Source organism: Brevundimonas sp. SL130 (assembly GCF_026625805.1).
Classification (GTDB): domain Bacteria; phylum Pseudomonadota; class Alphaproteobacteria; order Caulobacterales; family Caulobacteraceae; genus Brevundimonas.
Genome location: NZ_CP113064.1, coordinates 547,829 through 574,081, shown reverse-complemented (window position 1 = coordinate 574,081; position 26,253 = coordinate 547,829). Strand labels below are relative to the sequence as shown.

Below are 26,253 nucleotides of genomic sequence, written 5' to 3'. Positions count from 1 at the left end.
GGATTCTGCGACCGTGTCGGCGCTATATGTGGATCAACCGCGATCCGGCCGCAGAGACGGACGCCCCCCTACACCACGGAGAGATTCCCATGCGCGTCGGCGTTCCCAGTGAAATCAAGAAGAACGAACACCGTGTCGGCCTGACGCCGACGGCGGTGCGTGAATATGTGGCCCACGGCCATACGGTGTCGGTCCAGACCGGGGCCGGCCTGGGCGCCGGCTTCACCGATGCGGACTACGAGAAGGCGGGGGCGACCCTGGTCGCCGACGCGGCGACCGTCTTTGCGAACAACGACATGATCGTGAAGGTCAAGGAGCCGCAGAAGGTCGAGTGGGAGATGCTGCGCGAGGACCAGATCCTCTACACCTATCTGCACCTGGCCCCCGATCCGGAACAGACCAAGGGGCTGCTGGCGTCGAAATGCGCCGCAGTGGCCTATGAGACCGTGACCGATGCGCGCGGCGGCCTGCCGCTGCTGGCGCCCATGTCGGAAGTCGCAGGGCGGATCGCGGTCTTCTCGGCGGCCGAGACCCTGCTGAAGCACAATGGCGGCATGGGCCTGCTGTTCTGCGGCGTGCCGGGCGTGGCGCCGGCGCGGGTGCTGGTGCTGGGCGGCGGCGTCGTCGGCCTGAACGCGGCGCGGATGGCCATGGGCCTGGGCGCTGAGGTGGTGGTGCTTGAACGTTCGATTCCGCGCATGGCCTATATCGACGAGATCACCGGCGGCCGGGTCATCACCCGCTATTCGTCCATCGGCGCGATCGAGGAAGAACTGGTCAAGGCCGATGTGGTGATCGGCGCCGTCCTGGTGCCGGGCGCCTCGGCTCCCAAACTGGTCAAGCGTGAACACCTGAAGACGATGAAGCCCGGATCGGTGCTGATCGACGTGGCCATCGACCAGGGCGGCTGTTTCGAGACCTCGCACGCCACGACCCATGAAGACCCGACCTATGTCATCGACGGCGTGGTTCACTATTGCGTCGCTAACATGCCCGGCGCCGCGCCGCGCACCAGTTCCGAAGCCCTGAACAACGCCACCCTGCCCTTCGGCCTGGCCTTGGCGGATCACGGGCTTGAGGCGCTGAAGAAGGACCCGCACCTGGCGCGCGGCCTGAACGTGCTGAAGGGCGAGATCACCTATCCGGCGGTGGCCCAAGCCCTGGGCATGGAGTCCAGCGACCCGTTCGGCGTCTGGGCCAAGGGCTGAACCAAGACCTTCCCCCGCTTGCGGGGGAAGTGTCAGGTCGTGGCGCGAAGCGACACGCCTGACGATGGGGGGAGTGTCGCGATACTCCCCTCTCCGACCCTGGATCGCTGCGCGATCGACGGGCCACCTCTCCCGCAAGCGGGAGAGGGTTTGTTGGCGGCTGTAAATTCTCGTCGTCTTGCGGCATAAGCCCGCGATGAAGTTCCTCGACCAGGCCAAGATCTATATCCGCTCCGGCAACGGCGGCGCGGGCTCCGTGTCGTTTCGACGCGAGAAATTCATTCCCAACGGCGGCCCCGACGGGGGCGACGGCGGCAAGGGCGGCGACGTCTGGATCGAGTCGGTCGACGGGCTGAACACCCTGATCGACTATCGCTACCAGCAGCATTTCAAGGCCCAGACCGGCCACCACGGCCAAGGTCGCCAGATGCACGGCGGCAAGGGCGAGGACGTGCATCTGAAGGTGCCGGTCGGCACCCAGGTGCTGGACGAGGACAAGGAGACCGTGCTCCTGGACATGGACACGGCCGGCAAGATCGAACTGTTGCTGAAGGGCGGCAACGGCGGCTGGGGCAATGTCCGTTTCAAGGGTCCGACCAACCAGGCCCCGACCTACGCCAACCCCGGCCAGGACGGTCAGGAACGCTGGATCTGGCTGCGGCTGAAGCTGATCGCCGATATCGGTCTGGCGGGTCTGCCGAACGCGGGCAAGTCCACCTTCCTGTCGGCCGCCAGCGCGGCCAAGCCCAAGATCGCCGACTATCCCTTCACCACCCTGGCGCCGAACCTGGGCATGGTGGACCTGTCGCCGAGTGAACGGTTCGTCATCGCCGACATCCCCGGCCTGATCGAGGGCGCCAGCGAGGGCGCGGGCCTGGGCACCCGTTTCCTGGGCCATGTCGAACGCTCGGCCAGCCTGATCCACCTGATTGACGGCACCCAGGAGGATGTGGCCGAGGCCTATCGGATCATCCGTGGCGAGCTTGAGGCCTATGGCGAAGGCCTGGCCGACAAGGCCGAGATCCTGGCTTTGAACAAGATCGACGCCCTGTCGCCCGAGGAACGCGAGGCGAAGGCGGCGGAACTGGAAGCCGTCGCCGGGCGCCGGCCCATGCTGGTCTCCGGCGTGTCGGGCGAAGGCGTGGCGGCCTTGCTGCGCGCCGCCTGGGCCGAGGTGAAGAAGACCCGAGGCGCCCTGGCCGGCGAAAGCGACGCGGACCAGACCTCGGGCTGGCAACCCTGACAGACGCAGGGGTGCGTGGGTGTGGCGTGCGAACGTCACCCTTGGATTTCACAGGCAAATCCCCTCCAGGAAATGAGCGCACAACGGTTTTCGATGCTATGCGTTAACCCGTAAAGCTGGAGCCGCCTCCCCATGCGTCGACTACTGATATGGTCAGCCCTAGCCGCCTTGATCGGCCTGATCCTGGCTGGGGTCGGCTATTGGGCCTATTGGAACTTCTATTCGCGGTTCCAGCCGGTCACGATCAGCCGCGACCAGGCCCAGATCCAGCAACTGCTCGACGAGGCGTCCTGGGTGTCGGGCGGCGGCGGGGGCGAGCCCCTCTATATCATCGCCTATCGGGACAGCGCCTCGGCCCAGCGCTATGAGCGCGAGGAGGTGGCGAAGCTGAGGGCGGCGGGCGTGGAAGCGCGCGTCATCCTGTTCGCCCGCGCCGACCGGGAAGGCCTGCCCCAGTCCACGCCCGCCGAACGGGCCACGATTGCGGAGCTGTGGCTGACCCGCGACTGGTCGCTGTATCAGCGCTGGACCGCGACGCCGGCAAGCGCGTGGACGGCGGTGGGCATTCCGCCGGCGGACGGCAATCTGGCCCGTTCCGCCGTGGTCGAGGCCAGCCGTCAGTTCGAGACGCGTCTGAGCGCCCTGTTGAAGGATGCGGGGGTGCAGATCACCTATCCCCTGATCCTGTGGCGCGACCGCGAGGGCTTCCTGAAGGCCTGCGGCTGTGCGGACAGCCGGGCCTGGACCTTCATCCGCGATGACCTGAACGCGCCCGAGCGGGTGGGTCAGGCCGAGCCGGTCGACGCCCTGCCGACGACGGAGACCACGCCCGGCGACGGAAGCCCAGCGGCGGCGGATCCGGCGGCCCTGCCCTATCCCGCCCTGCCGGCCATACCGCCCGCAGCAGGTCAGACGCCGAATACGGCTCCCAATGGGACGCCCGCGCCCGCGTCGCCTCCGGCCACACCGCGCGCGGCCCCCGAGGCCAAGAAGCAGGACGACACGACCTTCTTCTAACCTCCAAGCGTGCGGCAGGCGGCGACCAGGCGATCCACGTCCTCGGCGTCCTGGTACAGGCCGAAGCCGAAGCGGATCACGTCGTCGCGGACGTCGGTCACCACGCCTGCCGACAGCAGGGCTGCACGCCAGGTCTGGGCGTCCGGGTGGCGCAGGGCCAGGAATCGGGCGCGGGGGGCGTCGCCCACCACGGGGTTGAGGATCTGCGCCTCGCCCAATACGCCGGCCTGGCCTGCGCGGACCGCGTCCTGGAACTGCGTCGCCAGCCTCCGGCTGTGATCGGCCACATCGGCCGTGGTCAGCCCGGCGTCCTTCAACATCCCCCGCACGGCGTTGAAACGGTAAAGGGCCGAACTGTCGAATGTCGCGCCCCAGAAGCGGCCGCCGTCCGAGCGGTACTGGACCCCGCCCGGCGGTCCGGACAGATCCCCGAACTCGGCGAACCAGCCCGTGACCACCGGGCGGGGCGCGAAGCCGTCGGGGGCGTGGAGGAAACAGGCGCCCTCGCCGGCCATGGCGTATTTGTAGCCGCCGGCGACGTAGAAGACCCGGTCCGCCACGGCCGACAGATCGGTCGGGGTCGCCATGAAGCCGTGATAGCCGTCGATCAGCACCCAGGGCCCCTCGGGCCGAGCGAGAGCGGCCAGGGCCTCGACGCCGTCAAACAGACCGCCGGTGCGGAAGAAGACCTGGCTGACCAGGATCCAGTCGTGCCCGCCGGCGGCGGCGGCGGCGACGAAGCGGTCGGCGAAGGTCTCGAACGGCGCCAGGGGCACGCGGGTGACCACGGCCTGACCGGCCTCTTCCCAGCGTTCGGCCTGGCGGCGGAAGGAATGGAACTCGCCGTCCGTGGACAGGATGCGGACCGGCCGGGTTTCGAAGGCCGAGAAGACCCGCAGCAGCAGGTCGTGGGTGTTGGACGAAAAGACCAGGCTGTTCGGATCGGGCAGGCCCAGTTCCTGGGCCACTTCCGCCTGAGCGCGGGGGATGACCTCGTCGAAGATCAGATCCCATTTGCGGTCGGCGTGCCGATTAGCGTCCAGCCAGGCCTGCTGTTGGGCCTCGAAACTGACGTCGGGCCAGAGATGATGGCTGTGGGCGGCGAAGTGCAGGCGGTCCGGCGCCAGGTTCAGGGCGCGCGAGAAGAGGGGTTTGAACGACATCAGCACCCCTTTCTGATGCCGAGCATGCCCAGCCAGCCGCCGCTGGTCAGCAGGGCGACGTCGAGCAGGGCCAGGGGCAGGGGCGTCGAGACAGGCGCGGCGATGAAGCGGGCCTTCCAGTCCGGGGAGAACTTGGCCTTGTAGCTGCGCAGGCCCTGGAAGCCGTAGAGGGCCCCGCCCTCTTCGAACACCAGGGCGCCGACGCGGGCGAAGACGGGCGCGACGCGACGATCCTCCAGCCCGGCCAGGGGCGCCATGCCCAGGTCGAAGACGGCGACGCCTTCGGCCTTGGCCCACTGGACGCAGCGGGTGAACAGATAGTCCATCACCCCGTGGGGGGCGTCCGGCGTATAGCGCATCAGGTCCACCGCCGCCTCGCCCGGCGTGACCAGCAGGTTGGCGAAGGCCACGATCCGATCACCCTCGCGCATCACCGCCAGGGGCGTGAGGTTCAGGTAGTCGATGTCGAAACGGCCAAGGGAGAAGGCCTTCTCCGCCCCATTGTGCATGGCCAGCCAGGCGTCGGAGATGGCCTTCAGCTCGGCCTCCAGGGGTTTGGCCGCGCCGGGCGGCAGAACCTCGAACCGGGCGCCCTCGCGCTCGGCCCGGTTCAGGGCGGTGCGGAGATTCTGCTTGCCCTTGCCCTCGGTGGTGAAGGCCTCGGTGCGGATCACGGCCGTCTCGCCCACCTTGCGCATGGCCAGACCCATGGTCGCCAGTTCGCTGAGAATGTCGTCGCCGACCGAGTAGAAGACGGCCGAACCGCCGTAGCTGTCGGCCATTTCGGCGAAGGCCCACAACAGCTCCTGGCGTTCCTCGACCACGCCGGCCGGCTCGCCCATGGCGATCCAGCGCCGCCCCTGAACGCGATAGGCCAGGAAGCTTCGCCCCGAGGGGCTGAACAACAGGGCCTTGTCGCCCAGCATGGCCAGCCAGGCCTCGGGCGTCGCGTCCTCGGCCGCCTCCAGAGCGACACGGGCGCGTTCGATCTCGTCCGCTGAGGCGGGACCGTGGCTGTCGGCGCCGGGCGAGCTGAGCAGGGAACGGCCGGCGACCAGCAGGGTCAGCAGGGACAGGACCAGGCCGGCGCGAAGGAAGCCCGAGGCCTGGCGATCCACCAGGAACCGCCACCACAGCTCGTCGGAATAGGCGACGTCGCGATAGGCGAAGAAGCCCAGCCACAGCATGGAGACGACCACGGCGACCAGCAGCAGCAACCAGCCGGGCCGCAACGGCTCGCTGAGGCGGGAGCGGCGATTGAAGGCCGTGCGGCACGGGGCGAGCAGGATAGCGAGGACGACGAGGTCGATCGACTCCTGCCAGTCCAGCCCCTTGAGCAGGGAGAAGACGGCGCCGACCGCAAGCGCCGCGAGGGCCGCCCAATAGGCGCCGCGCCGGCGTCGCCACAGGCCGGCCGAGAGCAGCAGCAGGACGAAGCCGGCGATGCTGGCCACGAAGTGCGACAGGTCGATCAGGATCGGCGAGACCACGCCGGTCAGCTGACGCAGCCGTTCGTCGAACTCAGGCGTAACGGCCGAGATCAGCATCAGCGAGCCGACGCCGAAGGTAAAGACGGCGAAGACCTGGGGCGTCAGCTCATAGGCCAGGCCCAGCAGTCTGCGCAGCAGGTTGGGCACATAGACGTTACGGCGGTTCACACGGCCCCCTGACGATTCGGTAGAATGCCTCACCTTAGACCAGGAATCGGCCAACCGGGGCAGTCCCAAGGTCTTTTCGAGGCATACGAAACAATCCGTAACATGGCGAGTTTTGGGGCTGCGGGCGCCGGGCCCGCGCCACCGGATGTGAAGTCCCATGACCCTCAAGACCGCCATTCTGGGCAGCGCCGCCGCCGCCTTCCTGATCGCCTCGCCCGTGCTGGCGCAGCACGCCGCGACCGCCGCCCCCCAAACGCCCGCCCAACCGAGCCTGTCGCTGACGCCGGGAACCTCGGTCCACGGCCCGGACGGCGAACTGGGCAGGCTGGAAGGCGTGCAGAACAACGCCGCCGGCGCCCAGGAGCTGACGGTGCGCGGCGCCGACGGCCGGCTTCGGGCTGTGCCCCTGAACGGCATTCGCCAAGAGGGCGCCCATGTCGCCGTGGCCTATACAAAGGCCGAGTTCGACGCCGCCGCCCCGATCGCCGGCGCGCCGCCGGCCCCGGCCGCCGAACCTGCGGCGACCGATCCCGTCAATCCGTCCGGCGGCAGCGACCCGATAACCCCGCCCACCGGCGACCAGCCCCAGGGCTGAGCACCGGCGGGCCACGCCGCGGATCGATAGAGACAAGGCGGTCGGGATGCGTCCCGGCCGCCTTTTCGTATTTGATGGCGGCCTGTCACTAAAACAGGGTGACAAAGCGCCAAAAGCGCCAAAAGCGCCAACCTGTTCCACGATCCGCCTGCCTCTCCCAAACAGCATGGAGTCCATTATAGGGGCGTCTGGGGTCGTGCTGAGTTGAAGGGGGCGAATGCGGCTGAAACCCTGGCGCCACCGCAGTTTGAACCGATGGGAAAAAAGTCGGGGAAGGCCTCCAACGTCCAGCATCAAGGTCGGGGCATGGGTGTGGGGCCCGAGCCCAAAACGAAAAAGGGCGGCTCCTGCGAGCCGCCCTTCGTCATTTCAGCCCAGAGGAACGATCAGGCGCGACGCTTGACCAGACCCAGCAGGAACAGAAGCAGGCAGGATCCCAAGAAGGCGACCAGCAAGGTCACAATATTGAATCCGCCAACCGGCTGGCCCAGTAGGTTCTGCGCAATAAAGCCACCGATCAGGGCGCCGATGACGCCGACGATAAGATTGGTGATCAAGCCGTGACTGCGGCCCATAACCTTTTCCGCCAACCAGCCGGCCACGATGCCGATGATGATCCAACCAATAAGTCCAAGTCCCATGACCATATCCCTTTGTGAAGCCAAGCTGCGGACTTAATGCGTCCGGGGGAATTGGGTTGCGACCGACTTGACGCGGCGTTCGAAGAACCGCGTAACTCCCCTGCCGCGCGACCTGCGGCACGCGGATTGCGGCGCGGAAGGCGAGCCGTCCCGCGTTGGGACAGGGCGCAAGATGAGGAACTGGGGGCCATGGCCACCGACATCGATCTCCACCTGGGCCGTCGACTGCGTCGTCGCCGCCGTCTGCTGGGCCTGACCCAGCAGCAGCTGGCCGTTCAGGTCGGCATCCGTTTCCAGCAGATCCAGAAATACGAATGCGGCGCCAACCGCATCTCGGCCGCCCGCCTGTGGCAGCTGGCCGAGGCGCTGGAGACGCCCGTCAGCTATTTCTACGACGGCGTGACCGAGGCGCTGGAGCGCAAGGACAGCGCCCAAGCCATGTCCGGCGGAGGGGGCGAGATGTTCTCGCGCAAGGAGACGCTGGATCTGATCCAGGCCTATTACCAGCTGGGCGAACGGCCCCGCCGCCGCCTGCTGGACCTGGCCAAGTCGCTGCACGAGTCCAGCGAAGCGGTCGCCTGACTAGACGCGCGGCCGAGGGCGTCGGCGCGGGGTTCTCGGAACGGGGCGATCTGGGCTAAGAGCGCCCATGACCGAATTCGAATCCTTCGCGGTGGAGCTGGCGCACGAAGCCGCGCGCGTCACCCTGCCCTTCTTCCGCTCGGACATCGGGCATGAGGACAAGGGCGGAGCCGCCGGCTTCGACCCCGTGACCGAGGCCGACAAACAGGCCGAGGCGGCGATCCGCCGCCTGATCGCCGACCGCTATCCCGACCATGGGGTGATCGGCGAGGAATATGGCGAGGACCGGCCCGACGCCGAGCACGTCTGGGTGCTGGACCCCATCGACGGCACGCGGGCCTTCATCTCGGGCCTGCCGCTGTGGACCACCCTGATCGCCCTGCGCACGGCCGGCAAGCCGACCGTGGGCGTGATCGCCCAGCCCTATCTGGACGAAATCTTCATCGGCGGCCCGTCCGGCGCCCGGCTGATGCGCGGCGAAACCGAGACGCCCCTGGCTGTGCGGTCGTGCGAACATCTGACCGAGGCCGTCATCTCGACCACCGATCCCGACATCTTCAACGGCGCCGAACGGGGCGCCTGGACCCAGGTCCGCGCCGCCGCCCGCCTGGCCCGCCTGGGCTGCGACGCCTACGCCTACGCCATGGTGGCGGCGGGCAGGATGGACCTGGTGGCCGAGACCAGCCTGAAACCCTGGGACTGGTCGGCCCTGGTCCCGGTGATCGAGGCCGCCGGGGGACGGGTGGTCAACTGGCGCGGGGAGGCGCCGGATGGGAGCGGGCAGATATTGGCCGTGGGGGATGAACGGCTGATCGAGCAGGCGATGGTGACGTTGAAGCGGGCGGCGGCGTGAAAGCAGACGTCGGGATTGGCTGCAAGGGGTGGTGAGCTGACCTACGCGCTTGCTAGTCGCCGCAGCCAGAACTCGGCTTGCTTGGGCTCACCTGGGTCGTTCTGACCAGCTCTGCCACGCGCGGCTTCGAACTCCTGATGGAGTTGGAATGGGCCGTCGCCAATCCTTTCGCGTAGCCGATCAATGGTGCGCGCAAGTGCCCGCAGCTCATTGAGCTCTGGCGGCGGTCTCATTGAGCCGGTGTGGTCGTTGTGACCGAAAAGACCCCATCGACCCGCCGCGCAGTCCGTAAGCGCCCTTTCAAGGCAAGAGCGATATTCGCGCTCCAAACCGTCCAGTTGCTGCGCCAATCGTTCCGCTTTCGCCATTTGGACATAGTAGCCGGGTGTGCAAGGTCCGCAACGGGTCGGGAGCGGCGATCCCGAGAGCGGAGCTTCCTTCACTTTCGTCATTCTCCGGCAAGCCGCGTCTTCGCGGCGCAGACCGGGGCAACTGTGTTTATGCCTTGAACGGCGTTTGAGTTCTGGCGATTGCGTTGAGTGTTGTGAGTAGCTTTCGGGCGACGGCGACGAGGGCGACCTTCGGGGGCTTTCCGGCGTCCCGCAGCCGGCTGTAGAAGGTCGAGAATACGGTGTTCGAGCGGGCGGCGGTGACGGCGCTCATGTAGAGGGCGTCGCGGACGCGCTTTCGTCCGCCGCGGATCGCACGATGTCCTCTTCGGGCGCCGCTGTCGGCGTTGAAGGGCGCGAGTCCGACGAGAGCGGCGATGGCCTTTGGAGAACGCCGACCCAGCTCGGGAACCCGAGCCAGTAACGTGGCGGCGGCGACGGGGCCAACGCCGGGAACCGACCTCAGATGTTGCTCGGCTTGGCGCAGTTCGAGGTCCGCCGCGATCAGGCGTCGGATGCGGGCGTCGAGGTCGCGGACCTGGGCGTCGAGCCAGTCCAGGTGCTGATCCAGACTGGCCTGGATATCCGGGTCGTCGCGGTGTTCGGCGCGTCTGTTGCGCTCCTGGGCGCGCATGGCGACGAGTTGGTCGCGGCGGGCATTCAGTCCGGCTAGGCGTTCGCGAGCCGGGGCGACGACCTCCTCAAGACGCGGCTGCAGGGCCTGGCCCATGGCCGCCAGCATCCGGGCGTCGACGGCGTCGGTCTTGGCCAGGAAGCCAGCCGCGCGGGCGAAGGCGCGGGCGCGGCTCGGATCTACGCGACTGAAGCCGACGCCGGCGCTTTCCAGGGCGCGTCGCAGGATCCGGTCATAGACGCCGGTGGCCTCGAACACCGCCCGATCGCCAGATGCGGCCAGGCGAAGCGCCAGGACCTGGATCTCCGGCTCGGTGTTGGCCACCCGCTCTGGCCGGCCGATCCGAGGGTCGAAAACGTCAAGAAATCGCTTGGAGATATCGATCCCCACGATGCCAGGGGCTATGTTCATGAGCCTGTCCCTGTGATGCGAGGTCCGTGGCTGCGGCCTCGTGCAACTGTTCAGGTGGATACCAAAGCGGGCGGGAACCCAACCCCGATACGGTCTGCAAGGACCTGGGACCCAACGGTTTCCCGCCCGCACACAGTCTGACACACCTGCAACACACAGGGACCCAGCGGCGCCGAAGGCGACGGTTCGGCCGCATGATGTTTGACGGCGAGTCCTCGGCAGGTTCGCGCTCCCGCGCGCCGCTGGGTCCCCCGGTCTCGCTGCGCTCGCCGGAGGATGACGAAAGTGAACAGACGCACCAAAGTCAGCAACCGTTCGGTTTGCGACATGGGCCGCAGGTCAAGACCGAGGATGACAGGTTGGGGGGTAAGCGCCCCTCACGCCACCGACGGCGCCGCTTCCGTCACGTCCTCGATCCTCGCCGACGGATCAACGGCCGTCGCGCCCTTCAGCGGGGAGACGTAGTCGGCCATGGCGTCGAACTCGTCGAGGAAGACGGCGCGCATGGGGTCGGCTTCCATGATGACTTCGTGCTTGGCGCCGGGGACCTCGACATAGCGGCCGCGGCCCAGGCGTTTGGCGGCCCAGCGGCTGGTCTGTTTCCACACCACGTCGTCGGCGTCGGCCTGGACGAAGGCGACCGGGATCTTGACCGATTTCAGGGCCTTGGGCTTCAGCGCCCGCTCGCCGGCGTCGATGGCGAAGGCCAGCCAGCCGTAGGTGGGGCCGCCGATGGCCAGGTGGGGGCAGGCGTAGAGCTGCTGGCGCCACATCTCGTAACGGGTCTCGTCCGAGGTCAGGGCGTCCTCGACGAAGGTGTGGTCGAACGGGTCGTCCGGGTCGCCCAGGATATAGTCGCCGGCGTGGCCGTGACGGATGTTCCAGCGCACCGCCAGCTTGACCGACCACATCGAGCGCTTGCCGGTCTTGATCCGCAGCATGGGGCTGGACAGGATCGCGCCCGCGAACCGGGTCTCGCCGACTTCCAGCGTCAGCAGGTTCAGGCAGGCGCCCATCGAATGGCCGACCATGATCCAGGGCTTGGGGCACTGGCTTTCGAAGGCGTCCAGCAGGCGGCCGTAGTCGTCCAGAAACTCCTCCACCGCGCGGGCGTGACCCTTGAGCCGGTCGGGCAGGAGCCGGGCGGACAGACCCTGGCCGCGCCAATCGTGGGCCAGGACGCACCAGCCGCGCGCCAGGAAATTGCCGATGACCTCGAAATATTTCTCAATCGGCTCGGTGCGGCCGGGGCTGAGCACCACGGTGCCGCGCGCGGTCTCGGCCGTTAGATGCGAGGGGGTCCAGAGGGCGGCGCGCAGACGCATGCCGCCGGCGCCGCGATACCAGTCGCCCTTGCCGCCCGGAGGCGAAGAGGCGCCGGGAACCCCCATCAGGGGCGCATTGGCGGCGAAGGCTTGGGCGCGGTTCACTCGGGCTTCCTGAATTTCAAGGTCATACGGTCGCTCTCGCCGATCTCTTCGAACTTGGAGCGGTCGAACGCGGGGTCGGCGGGTTCGCCCTGGGGGGCGGTCAGGCGCATCGGCGGCAGGGTGTCGACGCCGAACGGATGGTCCTTGGTGTCCTTGTCGTTGGCGTTGACCTCGGAGGCGGCGACGAAGACGAAGCCGGCCTCGGCCGCCAGTTGCTTGACGAAGGCCTCCTGGACATAGCCGTTGGCGGCCACCGGATCCTGGTCCTCCTCGGGCGCCAGACGGTGCTGTTCGACGCCCAGAACCCCGCCGGGCTTCAGCGCGGCGAAGGCGTCGGAGAAGGCCTTTTCCGCGATCCCGGCGGCCATCCAGCCGTGCAGGGTGCGCAGGAACAGGCACAGGTCGGCCGTGCCCGCCGGCGCCACGGGGCCGGAGCCCGCGCCAAAGAAGGTGAACTGGGGTTCGCCGTACAGTTTCTTGTCGGCGCTGAACCGGGTCTGGAAGGCGGCGTTCAGGGCGGCCTGGGCCGGGTCGGCGGTCGCGCCTTCGGGGAAGAGGGCGGCCACATAGGTCCCCTCGCCTCGCGCCAGATAGGGGGCCAGGATTTCGGTGTACCAGCCGCTGCCGGGCCAGAACTCGACCACCGTCATACTGGGCCGCAGACCGAAGAAGCGCAGGGTCTCCATCGGATGACGGAAGGGGTCGCGCGGCCGGTCCTGGGCGCGCCAGGGGCCGGCGACGGCCCATTCCAGCGAACCCTCGGGCGGACCCGCCGGCGCCGGCGGGGCCTCGGGGGCGGCGTCCTTCTTGCGTCCGCAGGCGGCCATCCCGGTCAGGGCCCCGGTCAGGGCCAGTCCGGCCGCGCCGGACAGCAGAAACCGGCGCGACAGGCCGCTGGAAATCGCAGAAAGATCAGCCATCAAAACACCCCCTCGGAACACCGGGCCCCGCGTCCGGCAAACCTTGGTCGAACGGGCTTACTCACGTTCGCGGCGCGGGTCAAAAGGGACTATTCCGGCTTACGGAACCGCAGGGTCATACGGTCGCTCTCGCCGATGGCGTCGAAGGCCGCCCGCTGGTCGGGGGTCAGGGCGCCCGAGCCGTCGCGGGCCTGGGACTGGCGCACCGGAGGCAGGGTCCAGACGCCGAACGGGTGGTCGTGGTCGTCCTTGGGATTGGCGTTCAGCGCGCTGCGGGCCTCCAGCACGAAGCCGGCGGCCTGGGCCTCGTGGATCACATAGCTTTCGGGGACATAGCCGGTGGAGGCGACGTCGGCGACGTTCAGACCCTCGGCGCTGCGGTGCTGTTCGACGGCCAGGATCCCGCCGGGCTTCAGGGCGGCGTAGAAGGCCTTCAGATAGGGCTGGGTGCGGCCGTCGCGCGACCAGTTGTGGAAGGCCCGGGCCACCAGGATGAAGTCGGCCGAGCCCGGCGCGACCTCCATGCTCTCCAGCGGGCGGTTGACGCCGACGTAGCGGCCGCCGGTCGCCGCCGCATAGGGTTCGAGAATATGCCGCCACCAGCTGGCCCGGCCCGGTTCGATCTCCACCACCGTCATGCCGGGCGTCAGGCCCCAGAAGGTCAGGGCCTCATAGGGGTGACGGGCGGCGTCGCGGGCGCGGTCGGCGGCGGGACGGGTCTCGGCGGCGACGGCGGCCTGAAGCGCCGCATCCTCGGCGAAGGTCGGGATGGCGTTGGACAGGGCCGAGCGCGGCGGGGTCCAGGCGCCGTTCGCAGGCGCGGTCTGAGACTGGGCGGTCGCCGTCGCGGCGACGGTCGACAGCAGGGCGGCGAGGCCGAGGGCGGCGAGACGCATGGGGTGTTCCTTCATCCGGGGTGATCTTCAATACGGGGCGCAGCGGCCGGCGCAAATGACGATCGTGAGACGCGGGGATTGGTCGCGCACGGCCGACCCCTTGACGCCCGTTCACGGCATCCCATTTCATCTCTCGAGAGCGCCGGTTCCGGGCTCTCCAGACCGACGGCGCCGATTTCGGGTCGCCGGGCTGAACCCCAACCGTCCGGGCAAACCGCCGGACGGCTCAACCTTGCTGATCCTCAGGAGGATGCTGATGCGTACCTATGATTTCACCCCGCTGTACCGTTCGGCCGTCGGCTTCGACCGTCTGGCCAATCTGCTGGAGACCGCTGCGCGGACCAGCCAGGACGGCGGCTATCCGCCCTATAATATCGAGACCACGGGCGAGAACGCCTATCGCATCGAGATCGCCGTCGCCGGATTTTCTCCCGACGAGCTGAATATCGAGGTGAAGGAAAACCTGCTGACCGTCACCGGCCGCAAGACCGCCAATGACGACGCCGAGACGCAGAAGACCTATCTGCACCGCGGCCTGGCCGAGCGCGATTTCGAGCGCCGCTTCCAACTGGCCGACTATGTCGTCGTGAGCGAGGCCAATCTGGTCAACGGCCTGCTGTCGATTTCGCTGAAGCGCGAACTGCCCGAGGCGCTGAAGCCCCGCCGCATTGAGATCGGCGGCGCCCAGCCCCTGATCGAAGGCAAGGCCGACAAGACCAAGACGGACAAGGCCAAGGCGGCCTGATCGGTCCATCCAAACGGGAAAGGGCGGCGTTCGCGCCGCCCTCTTTTATGTCGCGAGATGCGCGAAGGCGGCGACCACCTGTTCATAGGCCGGGCGTTTGAACGGCACGATCAGGTCGCAGGCCTCGGACAGGGCGCCCCAGCGCCAGGCGTCGAACTCGATCTCGTCGTCGGCGGCCAGGTCAATCTCGCTGTCCTGACCGGTGAAGCGGAAGGCGAACCATTGCTGGCGCTGGCCCACGAAGCCGCGCCAGGCCTTGGCGTTGTTCATCGCCTCGGGCGGGAAGTCATACAGGATCCAGTCGTCGGTCCGGGCCAGGAATTCGACCGAGGTCACGCCCGTCTCTTCGCGCAGTTCGCGCAGGGCGGCGGCCAGCAGATCCTCGCCCTCGTCCACCCCGCCTTGCGGAAACTGCCAGTTATGCGGGCCGGCCGTGGCGTGGCGGCGGCCGTACCAGACCTGGCCCTGGGCGTTGAACAGCACGACGCCGACGTTGGGGCGGTAGAGGGTGAGGTTGGTCATGGAGCCTTGGTGAATAGTGCTAGTGAGCAAGGGGTGAGCTGAGACTTGTCCGGCGCACCGTCGCTCACCTCTTGCTCACTAGCACTACTCACCCAAAACCCCAGACACCGTAAACCGATCAGCGCCCCGGCCGCAGGGTCATGGCCGACGCCGGAGCCAGTTGCAGGCCGCGCTGTTCCAGGCCGGCGGTCCAGCGGGCGGCGGCCTCGACCGTCACCGGATAGGAGAAGCCGGTCCCCAGGGCCGCGCCGCGCAGCTTGGCCTGGGCTTCCAGACTGTTCAGGGCGGCGATGATGGCGGCGGGGGACTGGGTCTGGTCGATCACCTTGTCGGCGCTGGCGCGGGCCCAGGCGCCGGGGCGGCGCTGGAACGAGCCGTCGTCCAGGAAGGCGATCCCGCGCTGACGCAGGGTCGAGAGGAAGGCGTTCATCCCCGTGTCCGAGGTCGCGAACCGGTCGCCCAGATAGTTGGTCACGCCGAAATAGCCGACAGCCCGGCCCAGCAGCCAGTCCATCTTGGCCTGGACGTCGTCGGGGGTTCCGCTAGCCAGCAGGGTGTAGGGGCCGGGGTCGTTGTCGGGATAGCCGCTGGGCTCCATCGGCATTTCCAGCATGACCTCGTGGCCCTGGGCGCGGGCCTGGTCGATCCAGGATTGGAGATTGTCGGCATAGGGCACGAAGCTGAGGGTCACCTCGGCCGGCAGACGTTCGATGGCGGCGCGGGTGGTGACGGCGTTCAGACCCAGACCGCCGACGATCAGGGCCACGCGCGGCTTGCCGTTCGAGCGGAAGGGCCGGGCATAGGCCTGGGCCGGGACGCGGCCGTCGGGCGCGATCATCGGCAGGGGTCCGCTGGGCCCCGGCTGGGCCAGGCCGGCGATCGGCGCCTTGGGCAGGGGCGAGGCGGGCTGGACCGGGGCGGTATAGCTGGCCCCGCCCGCGACGGTGGCGCCGTCCGGCAGGGTGATCACGGCCTCGCCGCCCGCCGCGCCGGACGGATCGCCAGTTCCGGTCAGGTCCTGATACAGGCCCATGGCCCCCATGGAGAAGGCCTCAAACCCGGTCGGGGCCGGCGTCGGCGTCGCCGCCGCTTCCTCGCGATGGAGGGCGACACGGGCCGAAGGCGTGCCCGCATGCGGATCGCCCAGCACGGTCAGGAACAGGGCGGTGGTGGACAGCAGGAACAGGCCGGCCAGACCGGCGATCACCGGCGGCTTCTTCAGCGCGGCGACGACGGGCTTCAGGCTCGGTTTTCCACGCGCTGCGGGCGGAGACCCGGCGGCGGCGGCGAGGGCGGACTGGCGTTTGGCGAACATGGACACGGGGCGGAATCCTTCATGCCCAGTGTTGCATCGTGTCGGTTAAGAAAGCCTAACGGCCGTTCACCATGAACCGCTTCTATCGACCGTTGTCATGGATCGTGCGTTGACGTGGGCGTTTCGGGGCTTTCACATGCCGATCTCCCTGCTGCCGCCTAGGATATGCCGATGATGACGCCCGCCGCCGACGACGCCCTGCGCGAAGAAGTCCGACTGCTGGGCGGCATACTGGGCGACGTCATTCGTCAGGAGGGCGGCGAGGCCCTGTTCGACCACGTCGAGGCGGTGCGGCAAGCCTCGGTGGCCTATCACCGCGACCCGGCCTCCCACCCGGCCAAGCGGCTGGAGAAGCTGTTGACCACCATGTCGGTGGATCAGGCCGCCGGACTGGCCCACGGCTTCGCCCTGTTCTCCCTTCTGGCCAATATCGCTGAGGACCGCGCCACCCGCCGTCGCGCCCAGGGCCAGGCCGTGGCCGGCGCCCGCCCGGATACGCCCGAAGGCGCCCTGCAACGTCTGGCCGAGCAGAAGGTGGACAAGGCCGCGGTGCGCGCCCTGCTGGAGGAGGCCCTGGTCTCGCCGGTGCTGACCGCCCACCCGTCCGAGGTCCGGCGCAAGAGCGTCATCGACCGGATCGCCGCCATTTCCGACATTCTGGACGCCTGCGACAAGGCGGGGGACGCCTGTTCGCCGGCCCTGATCAACGAGCCGCTGCGCCGCCAGATCGTCATCCTGTGGGCCACGCGCCTGGTCCGCACCCAGGGACTGGTGGTGCAGGACGAGATCGACACCGTCGTCTCCTTCCTGGACCGCATCTTCCTGCGGGTCGCGCCCAAACAGTTGTCGGCCTGGCGTCGTCTGCTGGAGGCGCCGACGCTTCAGCCCTTCATGCGGGTCGGCACCTGGGTCGGCGGCGACCGCGACGGCAATCCGAACGTCGATGGAACGGTGCTGGCCGCCGCCTTCCGCACCCAGTCGCGCGCGGTGCTGGGCTTCTATCTGGAAGAGGTTCACGCCCTGGGGGCCGAGCTCAGTCTGGCGGCCGAACTGGCCCAGGTCTCGCCCGAGCTGGCGGCCCTGGCCGACGCCGCCCACGACCCGTCGCCCCAACGCGCCGACGAACCCTATCGACGGGCCCTGACCGGGGTCTACGCGCGTCTGGCCGCCACCTATGAGGCGCGGGGCGGCACGCCCCCGCCCCGCCGCGCCGCCGTCGTGGCGGATCCCTATCCCGGCCCGGACGCCTTCGAGGCCGATCTGAGGATCCTGCACGACAGTCTGGTGAACCACCACGGCGGCGTCTTCGCCGACGACCGGCTGAGCGATCTCATCACGGCGGTCGAGATCTTCGGCTTCCACATGGCCACCCTGGACCTGCGCCAGAACTCCGACGTCCACGAACGGGTCGTCGCCGACCTGCTGAAGACGGCCGGGGTCTGCGCCGACTATTCCGGTCTGGACGAAGAGGGCCGGCTGGCGGTTCTGGCCGCCGAACTGGCCTCGCCGCGCCAGTTGTTCAGCCCCTATGCCGAATACGCCGCCGAGACCCTGAAGGAGCGCGGCATTCTCCAGGCCGCCGCCGCCGCCCTGGCCGCCTTCGGGCCCCAGGCGATCCGCACCCATATCGTGTCCAAGACCGATGCGGCCTCGGACCTGCTGGAGGTCTATCTGCTGCTCAAGGAAGTCGGCCTCTATCGCCCTGAGGACCCGGCCGCCTGCCCGATCCAGGCCGCCCCCCTGTTCGAGACCATCGAGGATCTGCGCGCCTCGCGTCCGACCCTGGAACGGCTGCTGAAGGAACCGTCCGCCCTGGCCGTGGCCAAGGCGCGCGGCGTGCAGGAGGTGATGATCGGCTATTCGGACTCCAACAAGGACGGCTCCTATCTGACGTCCGGCTGGGAGTTGCACGAGGCCTCGCGCGCCCTGGTCGAGGTGACGCAAGCCGCCGGTCTGAAGCTGCAGCTGTTCCACGGGCGCGGCGGCACGGTCGGGCGCGGCGGGGGCTCGTCCTTCGCTGGCGTCCTGGCCCAGCCGGAAGGCACGGTCCAGGGCCGGATCCGCACCACCGAACAGGGTGAGGTCATCGCCAACAAATACGGCGAGCCCGAGATCGCCCTGCGCAATCTGGACGCCCTGACCTGCGGCGCCGTCCTGGCCTCGCTGGGCCAGGGCAAGGATCATGTCTTCACCGCCGACCACGGCGCCACCCTGTCCGACCTGTCGGCCCGGTCGATGGCCGCCTATCGCAAGCTGGTCTATGAGACCGACGGTTTCGTCGACTATTACCGCGCCGCCACCCCCATCGCCGAGATCGCCGACCTGAAGATCGGCTCGCGCCCGTCGTCGCGCACCGCCTCGACCCGGATCGAGGATCTGCGGGCCATTCCCTGGGTGTTCAGCTGGTCGCAGAGCCGGGTCATGCTGCCCGGCTGGTTCGGCTTCGGTTCGGCGGTCCAGGGCCAGGACATGGCGGAACTGAAGGCCATGGCCGAGGTCTGGCCCTTCTTCCGCACCCTGGTCCAGAACATGGAAATGGTCATGGCCAAGTCGGACATGACCGTCGCCCGCCGTTACGCCACCCTGGTGAGCGACGCCTCTCTGGCCGCCCGCATCTATGGCGAGATCCGCGACGAGTGGCAGAGGACCCATGACGCCATCCTGGCCATTACCGGCCATGACAAGCTGCTGGGCGGCCAGCCGGAGCTGGATCGTCTGATCCGGCTGCGGATGCCCTATGTCGAGCCGTTGAACCATGTGCAGATCGAGCTGATCCGCCGCCGCCGCGCCGGCGACGAGGATCCGCGGGTGCGCGAGGGAATCCTGTTGGCCATCAACGGAGTGGCGGCGGGGCTGCGCAACAGCGGCTGATTGCGGCCATTACAATGACGGCGATTTAATCGGACTGTCTTGGATCGGCGCCGGAACCCTCATCGCGCTGTTACACAACACGCGTATTGCGCCTTCGTCGCCGTCTCGAGCGATTATCTTTCTCTTAGGAGCAAAGCGATGAAGGTTCTCTCCCCCGCTCTCTTCGTTGTCGCCGTCCTGTCCGTATCCCCCGCCCTGGCCCAGAACGAGGCCTCGATCGCCTTCCGCGATCTGGACCTGTCCACGGCCGCCGGCGCCGCCGCCTTCGACGCTCGCATCGACCAGGCCGCCGCCGGCCTGTGCCGCAACTTCACGATACCGGGCAGCCGGATCGTGCGCAGCCAGGCCTGCCGCTCGGCCGTTCGGGCCGAAGCGATGCGTCAACTGCCGCGTTCGCGTCAGGTCGAATATGCGCGCGCCCCCCGCGGCGCGCGTCAGGTCGCCCAGGTCGTCGGTCTGTTCGTCAATAGCTGACCCCAGGCCGGCGAGGGGCGCGCCGCCCTTCGCCGGTTCAGTGGCCTAAAGCCATTTGGTGCGTTTGAAGGTGATGTAGAGGCCGAGGCAGACGGCGACGATCAGGCCCATCACCAGCGCATAGCCGTAGCGCCAGTGCAGCTCCGGCATGAATTCGAAATTCATGCCGTAAATGCCGGCGATGGCCGTGGGCACGGCCAGAAGCGCCGCCCAGGACGCCAGCTTGCGGGTGATGACGCCCTGACGTTGCTGCTCCAGCAGATTGGCGACCTCGAACACCGAACCCAAAATTTCCGTCAGCCCGTTCAGACGGCTGTTCACCCGCCGCACATGGTCGCCGATGTCGCGGAAATAGGGACGGACGTTCGGATCGATACAGGGCAGGTCCAGCGACTGCAGCTTGCCCGCCACCTCTTCCATCGGCCCCAGAATGCGACGGAACTTCAGCAGTTCGCGGCGCAGGGTGAACAGGCGGCGGATCTCGCCGCGCGACAGGAAGGCGTCCAGGGCCCTCTGCTCCAGTTCCAGCACACTGTCCTCGGCGCCGTCGACGATGGGCACATAGGCGTCGGCGATGAAGTCCAGCACCCCGTGCAGGACGAAATCCGGCCCCGCCTGAAGTTGCTCGGGCGCGGCTTCCAGCTGGGCGCGCAGGGCCGTGTGCGACCGGTCCGAGCCGTGGCGGATCGTTATGACATGGTCCGTCCCGACGAAGACGTGGGTCTCGCCATAGCTGATGACGTCATCCACCTTTTCAGCGGTGCGGGCGACGACGAAAAGCTCGTGGCCATAGACCTCGACCTTGGGCATCTGGTGGGCCGACAGGGCGTCTTCCACCGCCAGGGGGTGAAGGTGGAACCGTTTCACCAGGACATCGAACTCGGCGTCGGTCGGGTCGTGCAGACCGATCCAGACGAACTCGCCCGGCTTCAGGGCCAGCCCCTTCGGCGTCAGCGACCCCGCCCGCACGCGCTGGCCGTCCTTGTAGACGTAGGAGGCGACGACAGTCATGGAATCTCCTGCAAACGGATGCGCTGCCTACGCCTTAGGCCATGCCGGCGGCTGACGAAATGGAGGGCGAGGCGGCCTGACGTCAAAGAGCCTCGCGGCCAGGCTCGCCTGTCGAAAATGTCATGACATCGAATTGTGAATCCGCCGTGTTTCCGCCGCGGAAGCTTCGCCGTTTGGATGCGGTTCTACGCCACCTTTCACTGCCCCAGCCGACAGAGGGGTGGAAAAAAGGAAACAGGATCATGTTCAGGATTGTCTCTCTAACTGCCGCCGTTGTCATGGCCGCCAGCGCCGCCTCCGCTTCCGACCTTCGCATCTCCTATGGGGATCTGGACCTGGCCACCCGCGAAGGCGCGGCGCGGCTGGACACCCGCATTCGTCAGGCAGCCAACCAACTGTGCGCGAACCGCACGCCCCTCGAACAACTCGCTTGCCGCGCAGGCGTGCGCGAGGAGGCCCTGTCGAACCTGCCGGCGCGGGCCCGGACCGAATACGCCCGGGGCAGCCGCTCGTTCGAGGCCTGAAACGCAGGACGCCGCCGGACCGATGTCCGACGGCGTCCCCGTTATCGGCTTTCGCCGTAAGCTTTAGGCCCGTGCCTGATCAGGACACCGGGAAGCCCCGGACCTTCAGCAGGGCGGCGACGTCCGGGTCGCGACCGCGGAAGGCGCGGTAGGCTTCGGCGCGGTCGGTGGTGTTGCCCGGGGCCAGCATGAGCGACTTGAAGCGGCCGGCGATATCCGGATTGAAGACGTCGCCCGACTCCTCGAAATAGGCCCAGGTGTCGGCGTCCATCGTCTCGGACCACAGGTAGCTGTAGTAGCCGGCGGAATAGCCGTCGGACGTGAACAGGTGATTGAACTGCGGCAGGCGGTGCCGCATCACGATCTCCTTGGGCATGCCGATGCGCGCCAGGCTGGCCTTCTCGAAGGCGTCGATATCGGTCGGGGGCGTGGCCTGGGTGTGCAGGTCCATGTCGACGATGGCCGAGGACAGATAGCTGACCGTCGCATAGCCCTGGTTGAAGGTCGACGAGGCCTGGATCTTGTCGACCAGGGCCTGGGGCATGGGCTCGTGCGTCTGATAGTGTTTCAGATAGCCGTCCAGGATCGGCCGGCTCAGCACCCAGTGCTCGTGCACCTGCGACGGATATTCGACGAAGTCGCGCGGCGTATTGCCGAACGAGGGATAGGTCACGTTCGACGAAAAGTAATGCAGGGTGTGGCCGAACTCGTGGAACAGGGTCTCGGCGTCGTCCAGCGAGATCAGCACCGGCTCGCCGGGCTCGGGCTTGGTGAAGTTGTTGTTGTTCGAGCCCAGGATCACCTTGGAGCCGTCCAGGGTCGAGAAGGACCGGTATGTGGTCATCCAGGCGCCCGAACGCTTGCCCGGACGGGCGTAGTCGTCGGTGTAATACAGGCCGATCAGCTTGCCGGTGGCCTTGTCGTGCAGCTCATAGACCTCGACGTCCGGTTCGAAGGTCGGGACCGAACCCTTGGGCAGTTGAGTGAACTTGAAGCCGTACAGACGCTCGGCCATGGCGAAGGAGCCGGCGCGCACCGCGTTCAGTTCGAAATAGGGTTTCAGCTGGTTCTGATCCAGGTCGTACTTGGCCTTACGAACCTTCTCGGCGAAGTAGAGATAGTCCCAGGGCTCGATGTCGAAACCGGCGATCGCCTTCATGTCGGCGACCTCTTCGGCGACGCGGGCCTTGGCCGGGGCCCAGACGCGATCCATCAGGCTCTGCGCATTGGCCGGGGTCTTGGCCATGGTGTCCTGCATGCGCAGTTCGGCATGGTTGCGATAGCCCAGCAGCTTGGCCCGCTGGTCGCGCAGTTTCACGATCTCGGCGATGGTCGCATTGGTGTCGTTGGCGTCGCCGTTGTCGCCGCGGTTGACGAACTTCTTCCAGACCTGCTCGCGCAGGCCCCGGTCGTCGGCGAAGGTCAGGAAGGGATCGACGGCCGAACGGGTGTTCAGAATGGCCCAGCCCTGCAGATTGCGGCTGCGCGCGGCCGAGGCGGCGGCGGCCTTGTTCGAGGCGGGCAGACCGGCCAGGCCGGCTTCGTTCGGGATCAGGGTCCAGGCGTTCTCGTCGGCGACGACCTTCTGGCCGAAGCGGGTGAAGGCGTTGGACAGGGCGGTGTTGATCCGGCCCAGCTCGGCCTTGCCGGCCGCGTCCAGATTGGCGCCCGAACGGATGAAGGCGTCGCGGCGACGCTCGGCCAGACGCGTCTGCTGGGCGCTCAGGCCCATGGCGTCGGCGTTGTCGGCGATGGTCTTGACGCGCTGGAACAGTTTTTCGTTGAAGGTGATCTCGTCCGAGGCCGCCGACAGGATGGGCGACAGCTCGGTATCGACGGCGTCATAGGCCTCGCCGCCGATATTGGAGGTCATGACGCCATAGAGGTTGGACGCCCGGTCCAGCGGCTCGCCGGCCAGTTCCAGCGCCGTCATGGTGTTGGCGAAGGTGGGGGCTTCCGGGTTGTTGGCGATGGCGGCGATGTCGGCGCGTTGCAGCTCGATGCCTTCCAGCATGGCTTCCCGCAGCTTGGCCGGGGTCACCTTGTCGAACGGCGGCAGGCCGTCGTAGGCGCCGGTCCAGGGCTGGAGCAGTTCGGCCTTGGGCGTCGCAGCGGGCAGGACGGCGCGGGCGATACGGGCCTCTTGCGCCAAATCCATGGCGGGCGGCGTCGTTGCGCCGGAGGCGGAGACGGTTCCGGCGGTGGCGCAGGCCGACAGGGCCATCAGGCCGCCGCCCGCGATGAGAAGCTGGCGTCTGTGCATGGAATGCTCCGTGGGAAAATCATGTCGAGGTTACACTTAGGCGCGCTGGGGCGGATCGTCACCTGCGCGGCGCGTTAAAGGCCCGTAATCTTGTTGGATCGATCGTCGCACTGTTCTAAAGCGCGGTCATGGCTATTGGCGTTTTCGACTCCGGCGTGGGCGGGCTGACCGTCCATCGCGAACTGACCCGGCGCTTTCCGCAGCGCGACTTCGTCTATCTGGCCGACCAGGCCCACGCCCCCTATGGCGGGCGCGGCGGCGAGGACATCGTCGAACTGACCAAGGCGGGATGCGAGCGGCTGTTCGAGGCCGGGGCCTCGATCGTCGTACTGGCCTGCAACACCGCCAGCGCCATCGCCCTGCGTCGCCTGCAACAGACCTGGATCCCCGGGCTGCGCGAGCGGCTGGGCCGGCCGGTCAATGTGCTGGGCATCATCGTGCCGACCATCGAGGCGGCCACGGGCAAGCCCTGGAGCTTCGAGGCGGAGCGACCCCAAGAGGGCGAGAAGGTCGAGGCCATCGACATAACCGGTGTCTTCTGCACCGCCGCCACCGCCATCAGCCGCGTGTTCGAGATCGAGATCGACAAGCGACGCGAGGACATCGCCGTCTTTTCCGAACCCTGCCCCGGCCTGGCCGGCCTGATCGAGCTGGGCGCCCCGCGCGAGGAGCTGAAGGTGGTGGTGGACGACCATGTCGACGCCCTGCGCCGCCGCATCGGCCGCCATCCGGACAAGGCCATCCTGGGCTGCACCCACTATGAGATCATCGCCGAACTGTTCGCCGACGCCCTGCCGGCGGGAACGGTGCTGATCGACCAGCCGACGGCCGTGGCCGATGCGCTGGAGCGGTATTTCGCGCGGCATCCCGAGTTCGAACTGGGCGACAGCGGCCGCCGCGACTTCCTGACGACGGGCCAGGCCGGCCCGCAGTCGGAGATGGTGTCCCAGTTCTGGGGCGCGCCGTTGGCGTTCGCGCGGGCTTAGGGGCGCATTCTACCCACGCACCGTCATCCTAGGCCTTGTGCCTAGGATCCATAGACTCAGGCCCCGCCGCATAGAGAAGAACGGCGCCGTCTGCGGCTCATAGTCCGACACCGGGAGTATGGATCCTAGGCACAAGGCCTAGGATGACGGTTGTGGGGGTGGGTGGAACTCAACACCCCGGACAATCCGGCAGGGCCTCGCTTTCCAGCTGAAGCGTGGTGTGATGGATCGAATGGCGTTTCGCCAGCGCCTGGGCCTCGATCAGCAGGGCGTTCCCGTCCTCGCGGTCGTGGACCAGATGGGCGGTCAGGGCGGTCTCGGTGGTGGACAGGCCCCAGACGTGCAGGTCGTGGACCGCGCGCACGCCCGCCAGCCCCAGCAGCGCCTTTTCCAGCCTGGCCACGTCCACGTCGCCGGGCGCCCCGTCCATGGCCAGATTGACCGAGTCCTTCAGCAGGCCCCAGGTCGACCACAGGATCACGGCGACAATGACCAGGCTGACCAAGGGATCGACCAGGGACCAGCCGGTCAGCAGGATCAGCCCGCCGGCCGCGACCACGCCCAGCGACACCCCGGCGTCGGCCATCATGTGCAGATAGGCGCCGCGCGCGTTCAGGTCGTGCTGGGACTTCATGAACAGAAGCGCCGTGCCCAGATTGATGAAGAAGCCGATGGCCGCCACCGTCATGATCACGCCCGAGCCGACCGGCGCGGGTTCTGCAAACCGCCGGACGGCCTCGAAAGCGATGGCCCCGCAGGCGAAGATCAGCAGCAGGGCGTTGCCCAGGGCCGCCAGGACCGTCGCCTTGCCGAAGCCGTAGGTGCGACGGCCGCCCGCCGCCCCATGCGCCCCGCGCCGCGCCAGCCAGGCCGCGCCGCCCGCCATGGCCAGGCCCAGGACATCCGACAGATTATGCCCGGCGTCAGCCAGCAGGGCGGTGGAATCCGCGATCAGTCCGGCTGAGAACTCACAGACGACGAAGGCCAGATTGACGACCAGGCCGACGGCGTAGCGCCAGTCGCCGGTATCGACCGGACCATGGGCGTGCCCGTGCGCGTGGGAATGACCGTGGTGATGATGGTCGTGCCCATGACCACTGTCATGGTCATGATCGTGATCGTGATCGTGATCGGCGTGATCGTGTTTGTGCGGGGCGCTCATGCTTCCGCCTATACGCCATTTCCGCGAATGGCCAAGCTGGTACATGATAACGCATTGAATGTTATCATGTAATGCCTCGTCAGTGCTGATGCAGGGCGACGAGCAGGCCCAGGGCGATCAGGGCCAGACCCAGAATCGCGCCCTCATATCGCGCCCACCGCTCCAACCGCAGGATCGAGGCCCCCGCGCTGGCCATAGCCGTGAACACCGCCATGCCCGCAATCGTGCCGACGGCAAAGACCAGGGTCAGCAGGGCTAGGGCGGCGAAGCCTTGCGAGGCCGAGGACAGATAGATGGGCAGCAAGACCTCGCCCGGCGACACCGCCATCATGGCCACCAGGCCCAGGAAGGCCGCCTTGTTGGAGACCGCCGGGGTGGCGACCTCCATCTGCGGCCCGCCGGCCGTCGCCGGACGCAGCAGGGTCGCCCGCGCCAGATAGAAGGCGCCGAACAGGAACAGCAGTACGGCCGCGAGATGGGGCAAAAGCCCCTCGACCCACTGATCCAGGGCCAGGCCCGCCGCCACGATCAGGCCGCCGACCACCGCCGTCGTCGCAATATGGGCCAGGCCCGCCGCCGTCACCGCCAACAGCACCCGCGACGCCCGCCAGCCCTGCGCCCGCCCCACCAGGGTGAAGGGCAGCCAGTGGGTCGGCAGGGCCGCGTGCAGGAAGGCCGCGACAAAGCCGCCCCCGAGCAGGGACAGCAGCACAGAGGAGTCGTGGGCGGGCGACATTCGC

At 67.9% G+C, this 26,253-nt stretch carries 24 protein-coding genes; 11 read left to right on the top strand and 13 right to left on the bottom strand.

Translation table 11 applies throughout. The features are described from left to right. Nucleotides 1-89 precede the first annotated feature (89 nt). From ald to OU998_RS02835, 3 genes are all read left to right on the top strand, one after another. Nucleotides 90-1,208, top strand: coding sequence for an alanine dehydrogenase (gene ald, locus OU998_RS02845; protein ID WP_267515338.1), 1,119 nt, complete (start codon nucleotides 90-92; stop codon nucleotides 1,206-1,208). Between the two features lie 196 nt (nucleotides 1,209-1,404). Then, nucleotides 1,405-2,451, top strand: coding sequence for a GTPase ObgE (obgE, locus tag OU998_RS02840; RefSeq protein ID WP_267515337.1), 1,047 nt, complete (start codon nucleotides 1,405-1,407; stop codon nucleotides 2,449-2,451). A gap of 132 nt (nucleotides 2,452-2,583) precedes the next feature. Beyond that, the gene (locus OU998_RS02835) at nucleotides 2,584-3,468 is read left to right on the top strand and encodes a hypothetical protein (RefSeq protein WP_267515336.1); all 885 of its coding nucleotides are present in this window, start codon (nucleotides 2,584-2,586) and stop codon (nucleotides 3,466-3,468) included. On the opposite strand, the gene OU998_RS02830 is transcribed toward OU998_RS02835, so the two are convergent. Both OU998_RS02830 and OU998_RS02825 read right to left on the bottom strand, forming a co-directional pair. Continuing rightward, the gene (locus OU998_RS02830; RefSeq protein ID WP_267515335.1) at nucleotides 3,465-4,631 is read right to left on the bottom strand and encodes a class V aminotransferase; all 1,167 of its coding nucleotides are present in this window, start codon (nucleotides 4,629-4,631) and stop codon (nucleotides 3,465-3,467) included. The genes OU998_RS02835 and OU998_RS02830 overlap by 4 nt on opposite strands. Then, complete coding sequence (locus tag OU998_RS02825) at nucleotides 4,631-6,289, bottom strand: GNAT family N-acetyltransferase (RefSeq protein WP_267515334.1); 1,659 nt, start codon at nucleotides 6,287-6,289, stop codon at nucleotides 4,631-4,633. Before OU998_RS02825 ends, OU998_RS02830 begins: the two co-directional genes overlap by 1 nt. Before the next feature lie 157 nt (nucleotides 6,290-6,446). On the opposite strand from OU998_RS02825, the gene OU998_RS02820 reads away from it, so the two are divergent. Next, entirely contained in the window at nucleotides 6,447-6,884 is a 438-nt protein-coding gene (locus OU998_RS02820) for a hypothetical protein (RefSeq protein ID WP_267515332.1), read from the top strand. Nucleotides 6,885-7,270: 386 nt separating this feature from the next. Here OU998_RS02820 and OU998_RS02815 read toward each other — a convergent pair whose 3' ends face one another. Next, nucleotides 7,271-7,525 (bottom strand): GlsB/YeaQ/YmgE family stress response membrane protein, encoded by a 255-nt coding sequence (locus OU998_RS02815; RefSeq protein WP_267515331.1) that lies wholly within the window; start codon nucleotides 7,523-7,525, stop codon nucleotides 7,271-7,273. A gap of 189 nt (nucleotides 7,526-7,714) precedes the next feature. Between OU998_RS02815 and OU998_RS02810 the strand changes: the two genes are divergently transcribed. Next, complete coding sequence (locus OU998_RS02810; protein WP_420709785.1) at nucleotides 7,715-8,107, top strand: helix-turn-helix domain-containing protein; 393 nt, start codon at nucleotides 7,715-7,717, stop codon at nucleotides 8,105-8,107. 67 nt (nucleotides 8,108-8,174) lie between these two features. Continuing rightward, nucleotides 8,175-8,960, top strand: a complete 786-nt coding sequence (hisN, locus tag OU998_RS02805) for a histidinol-phosphatase (protein WP_267515330.1) — start codon at nucleotides 8,175-8,177, stop codon at nucleotides 8,958-8,960. A 498-nt stretch (nucleotides 8,961-9,458) separates the two neighbouring features. Here hisN and OU998_RS02800 read toward each other — a convergent pair whose 3' ends face one another. The 4 genes from OU998_RS02800 to OU998_RS02785 all read right to left on the bottom strand — a co-directional run bounded on the left by OU998_RS02800 (nucleotide 9,459) and on the right by OU998_RS02785 (nucleotide 13,640). Next, nucleotides 9,459-10,394, bottom strand: coding sequence for an IS110 family transposase (locus OU998_RS02800; protein ID WP_267514702.1), 936 nt, complete (start codon nucleotides 10,392-10,394; stop codon nucleotides 9,459-9,461). Between the two features lie 377 nt (nucleotides 10,395-10,771). Continuing rightward, nucleotides 10,772-11,824 carry an alpha/beta fold hydrolase gene (locus OU998_RS02795; protein WP_267515328.1) on the bottom strand — a complete coding sequence of 351 codons (1,053 nt, stop codon included), beginning with the start codon at nucleotides 11,822-11,824 and terminating at the stop codon, nucleotides 10,772-10,774. Then, a complete protein-coding gene (locus OU998_RS02790) occupies nucleotides 11,821-12,744 on the bottom strand; it encodes a class I SAM-dependent methyltransferase (RefSeq protein ID WP_267515327.1) in 924 nt (307 codons plus the stop codon). Before OU998_RS02790 ends, OU998_RS02795 begins: the two co-directional genes overlap by 4 nt. Before the next feature lie 89 nt (nucleotides 12,745-12,833). Further along, nucleotides 12,834-13,640: a class I SAM-dependent methyltransferase gene (locus OU998_RS02785; protein ID WP_267515326.1), complete on the bottom strand. Its 807-nt coding sequence runs from the start codon at nucleotides 13,638-13,640 to the stop codon at nucleotides 12,834-12,836. Nucleotides 13,641-13,896: 256 nt separating this feature from the next. Between OU998_RS02785 and OU998_RS02780 the strand changes: the two genes are divergently transcribed. After that, nucleotides 13,897-14,385, top strand: coding sequence for an Hsp20 family protein (locus OU998_RS02780; RefSeq protein WP_267515325.1), 489 nt, complete (start codon nucleotides 13,897-13,899; stop codon nucleotides 14,383-14,385). A 45-nt stretch (nucleotides 14,386-14,430) separates the two neighbouring features. Here the strand turns inward: OU998_RS02780 and OU998_RS02775 are convergent, their stop codons facing one another. Both OU998_RS02775 and OU998_RS02770 read right to left on the bottom strand, forming a co-directional pair. Beyond that, complete coding sequence (locus OU998_RS02775; protein ID WP_267515324.1) at nucleotides 14,431-14,907, bottom strand: RNA pyrophosphohydrolase; 477 nt, start codon at nucleotides 14,905-14,907, stop codon at nucleotides 14,431-14,433. 118 nt (nucleotides 14,908-15,025) lie between these two features. Next, a complete protein-coding gene (locus OU998_RS02770) occupies nucleotides 15,026-16,222 on the bottom strand; it encodes a divergent polysaccharide deacetylase family protein (RefSeq protein WP_267516685.1) in 1,197 nt (398 codons plus the stop codon). Nucleotides 16,223-16,393: 171 nt separating this feature from the next. On the opposite strand from OU998_RS02770, the gene ppc reads away from it, so the two are divergent. After that, the gene (gene ppc, locus OU998_RS02765; protein WP_324287974.1) at nucleotides 16,394-19,093 is read left to right on the top strand and encodes a phosphoenolpyruvate carboxylase; all 2,700 of its coding nucleotides are present in this window, start codon (nucleotides 16,394-16,396) and stop codon (nucleotides 19,091-19,093) included. Between the two features lie 138 nt (nucleotides 19,094-19,231). Continuing rightward, nucleotides 19,232-19,567: a UrcA family protein gene (locus OU998_RS02760; protein WP_267515321.1), complete on the top strand. Its 336-nt coding sequence runs from the start codon at nucleotides 19,232-19,234 to the stop codon at nucleotides 19,565-19,567. Between the two features lie 45 nt (nucleotides 19,568-19,612). Here the strand turns inward: OU998_RS02760 and OU998_RS02755 are convergent, their stop codons facing one another. Next, nucleotides 19,613-20,578, bottom strand: a complete 966-nt coding sequence (locus OU998_RS02755; RefSeq protein WP_267515320.1) for a magnesium and cobalt transport protein CorA — start codon at nucleotides 20,576-20,578, stop codon at nucleotides 19,613-19,615. 242 nt (nucleotides 20,579-20,820) lie between these two features. Here OU998_RS02755 and OU998_RS02750 point away from each other — a divergent pair, with 242 nt between their 5' ends. Next, the gene (locus OU998_RS02750; RefSeq protein ID WP_267515319.1) at nucleotides 20,821-21,102 is read left to right on the top strand and encodes a UrcA family protein; all 282 of its coding nucleotides are present in this window, start codon (nucleotides 20,821-20,823) and stop codon (nucleotides 21,100-21,102) included. Nucleotides 21,103-21,181: 79 nt separating this feature from the next. Here the strand turns inward: OU998_RS02750 and OU998_RS02745 are convergent, their stop codons facing one another. After that, entirely contained in the window at nucleotides 21,182-23,365 is a 2,184-nt protein-coding gene (locus OU998_RS02745) for a M3 family metallopeptidase (RefSeq protein ID WP_267515318.1), read from the bottom strand. Nucleotides 23,366-23,493: 128 nt separating this feature from the next. Between OU998_RS02745 and OU998_RS02740 the strand changes: the two genes are divergently transcribed. Continuing rightward, complete coding sequence (locus OU998_RS02740; protein ID WP_267515317.1) at nucleotides 23,494-24,351, top strand: glutamate racemase; 858 nt, start codon at nucleotides 23,494-23,496, stop codon at nucleotides 24,349-24,351. A gap of 169 nt (nucleotides 24,352-24,520) precedes the next feature. Here OU998_RS02740 and OU998_RS02735 read toward each other — a convergent pair whose 3' ends face one another. Together OU998_RS02735 and OU998_RS02730 are read right to left on the bottom strand one after the other, a co-directional pair. Continuing rightward, nucleotides 24,521-25,513: a cation diffusion facilitator family transporter gene (locus OU998_RS02735; RefSeq protein WP_267515316.1), complete on the bottom strand. Its 993-nt coding sequence runs from the start codon at nucleotides 25,511-25,513 to the stop codon at nucleotides 24,521-24,523. A 79-nt stretch (nucleotides 25,514-25,592) separates the two neighbouring features. Continuing rightward, a complete protein-coding gene (locus OU998_RS02730; protein ID WP_267515315.1) occupies nucleotides 25,593-26,249 on the bottom strand; it encodes a hypothetical protein in 657 nt (218 codons plus the stop codon). Between the last annotated feature and the right edge of the window lie 4 nt (nucleotides 26,250-26,253).

Excerpts from the sequence above, each read along its gene's own strand:
- OU998_RS02780 (WP_267515325.1), top strand. The coding sequence starts at position 13,897 with ATGCGTACCTATGATTTCACCCCGCTGTACCGTTCGGCCGTCGGCTTC.
- OU998_RS02820 (WP_267515332.1), top strand. The coding sequence starts at position 6,447 with ATGACCCTCAAGACCGCCATTCTGGGCAGCGCCGCCGCCGCCTTCCTG.
- OU998_RS02800 (WP_267514702.1), bottom strand. The coding sequence starts at position 10,394 with ATGAACATAGCCCCTGGCATCGTGGGGATCGATATCTCCAAGCGATTT.
- OU998_RS02835 (WP_267515336.1), top strand. The coding sequence starts at position 2,584 with ATGCGTCGACTACTGATATGGTCAGCCCTAGCCGCCTTGATCGGCCTG.
- OU998_RS02755 (WP_267515320.1), bottom strand. The coding sequence starts at position 20,578 with ATGACTGTCGTCGCCTCCTACGTCTACAAGGACGGCCAGCGCGTGCGG.
- OU998_RS02745 (WP_267515318.1), bottom strand. The coding sequence starts at position 23,365 with ATGCACAGACGCCAGCTTCTCATCGCGGGCGGCGGCCTGATGGCCCTG.
- ald (WP_267515338.1), top strand. The coding sequence starts at position 90 with ATGCGCGTCGGCGTTCCCAGTGAAATCAAGAAGAACGAACACCGTGTC.
- OU998_RS02775 (WP_267515324.1), bottom strand. The coding sequence starts at position 14,907 with ATGACCAACCTCACCCTCTACCGCCCCAACGTCGGCGTCGTGCTGTTC.
- OU998_RS02770 (WP_267516685.1), bottom strand. The coding sequence starts at position 16,222 with ATGTTCGCCAAACGCCAGTCCGCCCTCGCCGCCGCCGCCGGGTCTCCG.
- OU998_RS02760 (WP_267515321.1), top strand. The coding sequence starts at position 19,232 with ATGAAGGTTCTCTCCCCCGCTCTCTTCGTTGTCGCCGTCCTGTCCGTA.
- hisN (WP_267515330.1), top strand. The coding sequence starts at position 8,175 with ATGACCGAATTCGAATCCTTCGCGGTGGAGCTGGCGCACGAAGCCGCG.
- OU998_RS02785 (WP_267515326.1), bottom strand. The coding sequence starts at position 13,640 with ATGCGTCTCGCCGCCCTCGGCCTCGCCGCCCTGCTGTCGACCGTCGCC.
- OU998_RS02730 (WP_267515315.1), bottom strand. The coding sequence starts at position 26,249 with ATGTCGCCCGCCCACGACTCCTCTGTGCTGCTGTCCCTGCTCGGGGGC.
- OU998_RS02750 (WP_267515319.1), top strand. The coding sequence starts at position 20,821 with ATGTTCAGGATTGTCTCTCTAACTGCCGCCGTTGTCATGGCCGCCAGC.
- OU998_RS02815 (WP_267515331.1), bottom strand. The coding sequence starts at position 7,525 with ATGGGACTTGGACTTATTGGTTGGATCATCATCGGCATCGTGGCCGGC.
- obgE (WP_267515337.1), top strand. The coding sequence starts at position 1,405 with ATGAAGTTCCTCGACCAGGCCAAGATCTATATCCGCTCCGGCAACGGC.
- OU998_RS02830 (WP_267515335.1), bottom strand. The coding sequence starts at position 4,631 with ATGTCGTTCAAACCCCTCTTCTCGCGCGCCCTGAACCTGGCGCCGGAC.
- ppc (WP_324287974.1), top strand. The coding sequence starts at position 16,394 with ATGATGACGCCCGCCGCCGACGACGCCCTGCGCGAAGAAGTCCGACTG.
- OU998_RS02810 (WP_420709785.1), top strand. The coding sequence starts at position 7,715 with ATGGCCACCGACATCGATCTCCACCTGGGCCGTCGACTGCGTCGTCGC.
- OU998_RS02790 (WP_267515327.1), bottom strand. The coding sequence starts at position 12,744 with ATGGCTGATCTTTCTGCGATTTCCAGCGGCCTGTCGCGCCGGTTTCTG.
- OU998_RS02740 (WP_267515317.1), top strand. The coding sequence starts at position 23,494 with ATGGCTATTGGCGTTTTCGACTCCGGCGTGGGCGGGCTGACCGTCCAT.
- OU998_RS02735 (WP_267515316.1), bottom strand. The coding sequence starts at position 25,513 with ATGAGCGCCCCGCACAAACACGATCACGCCGATCACGATCACGATCAC.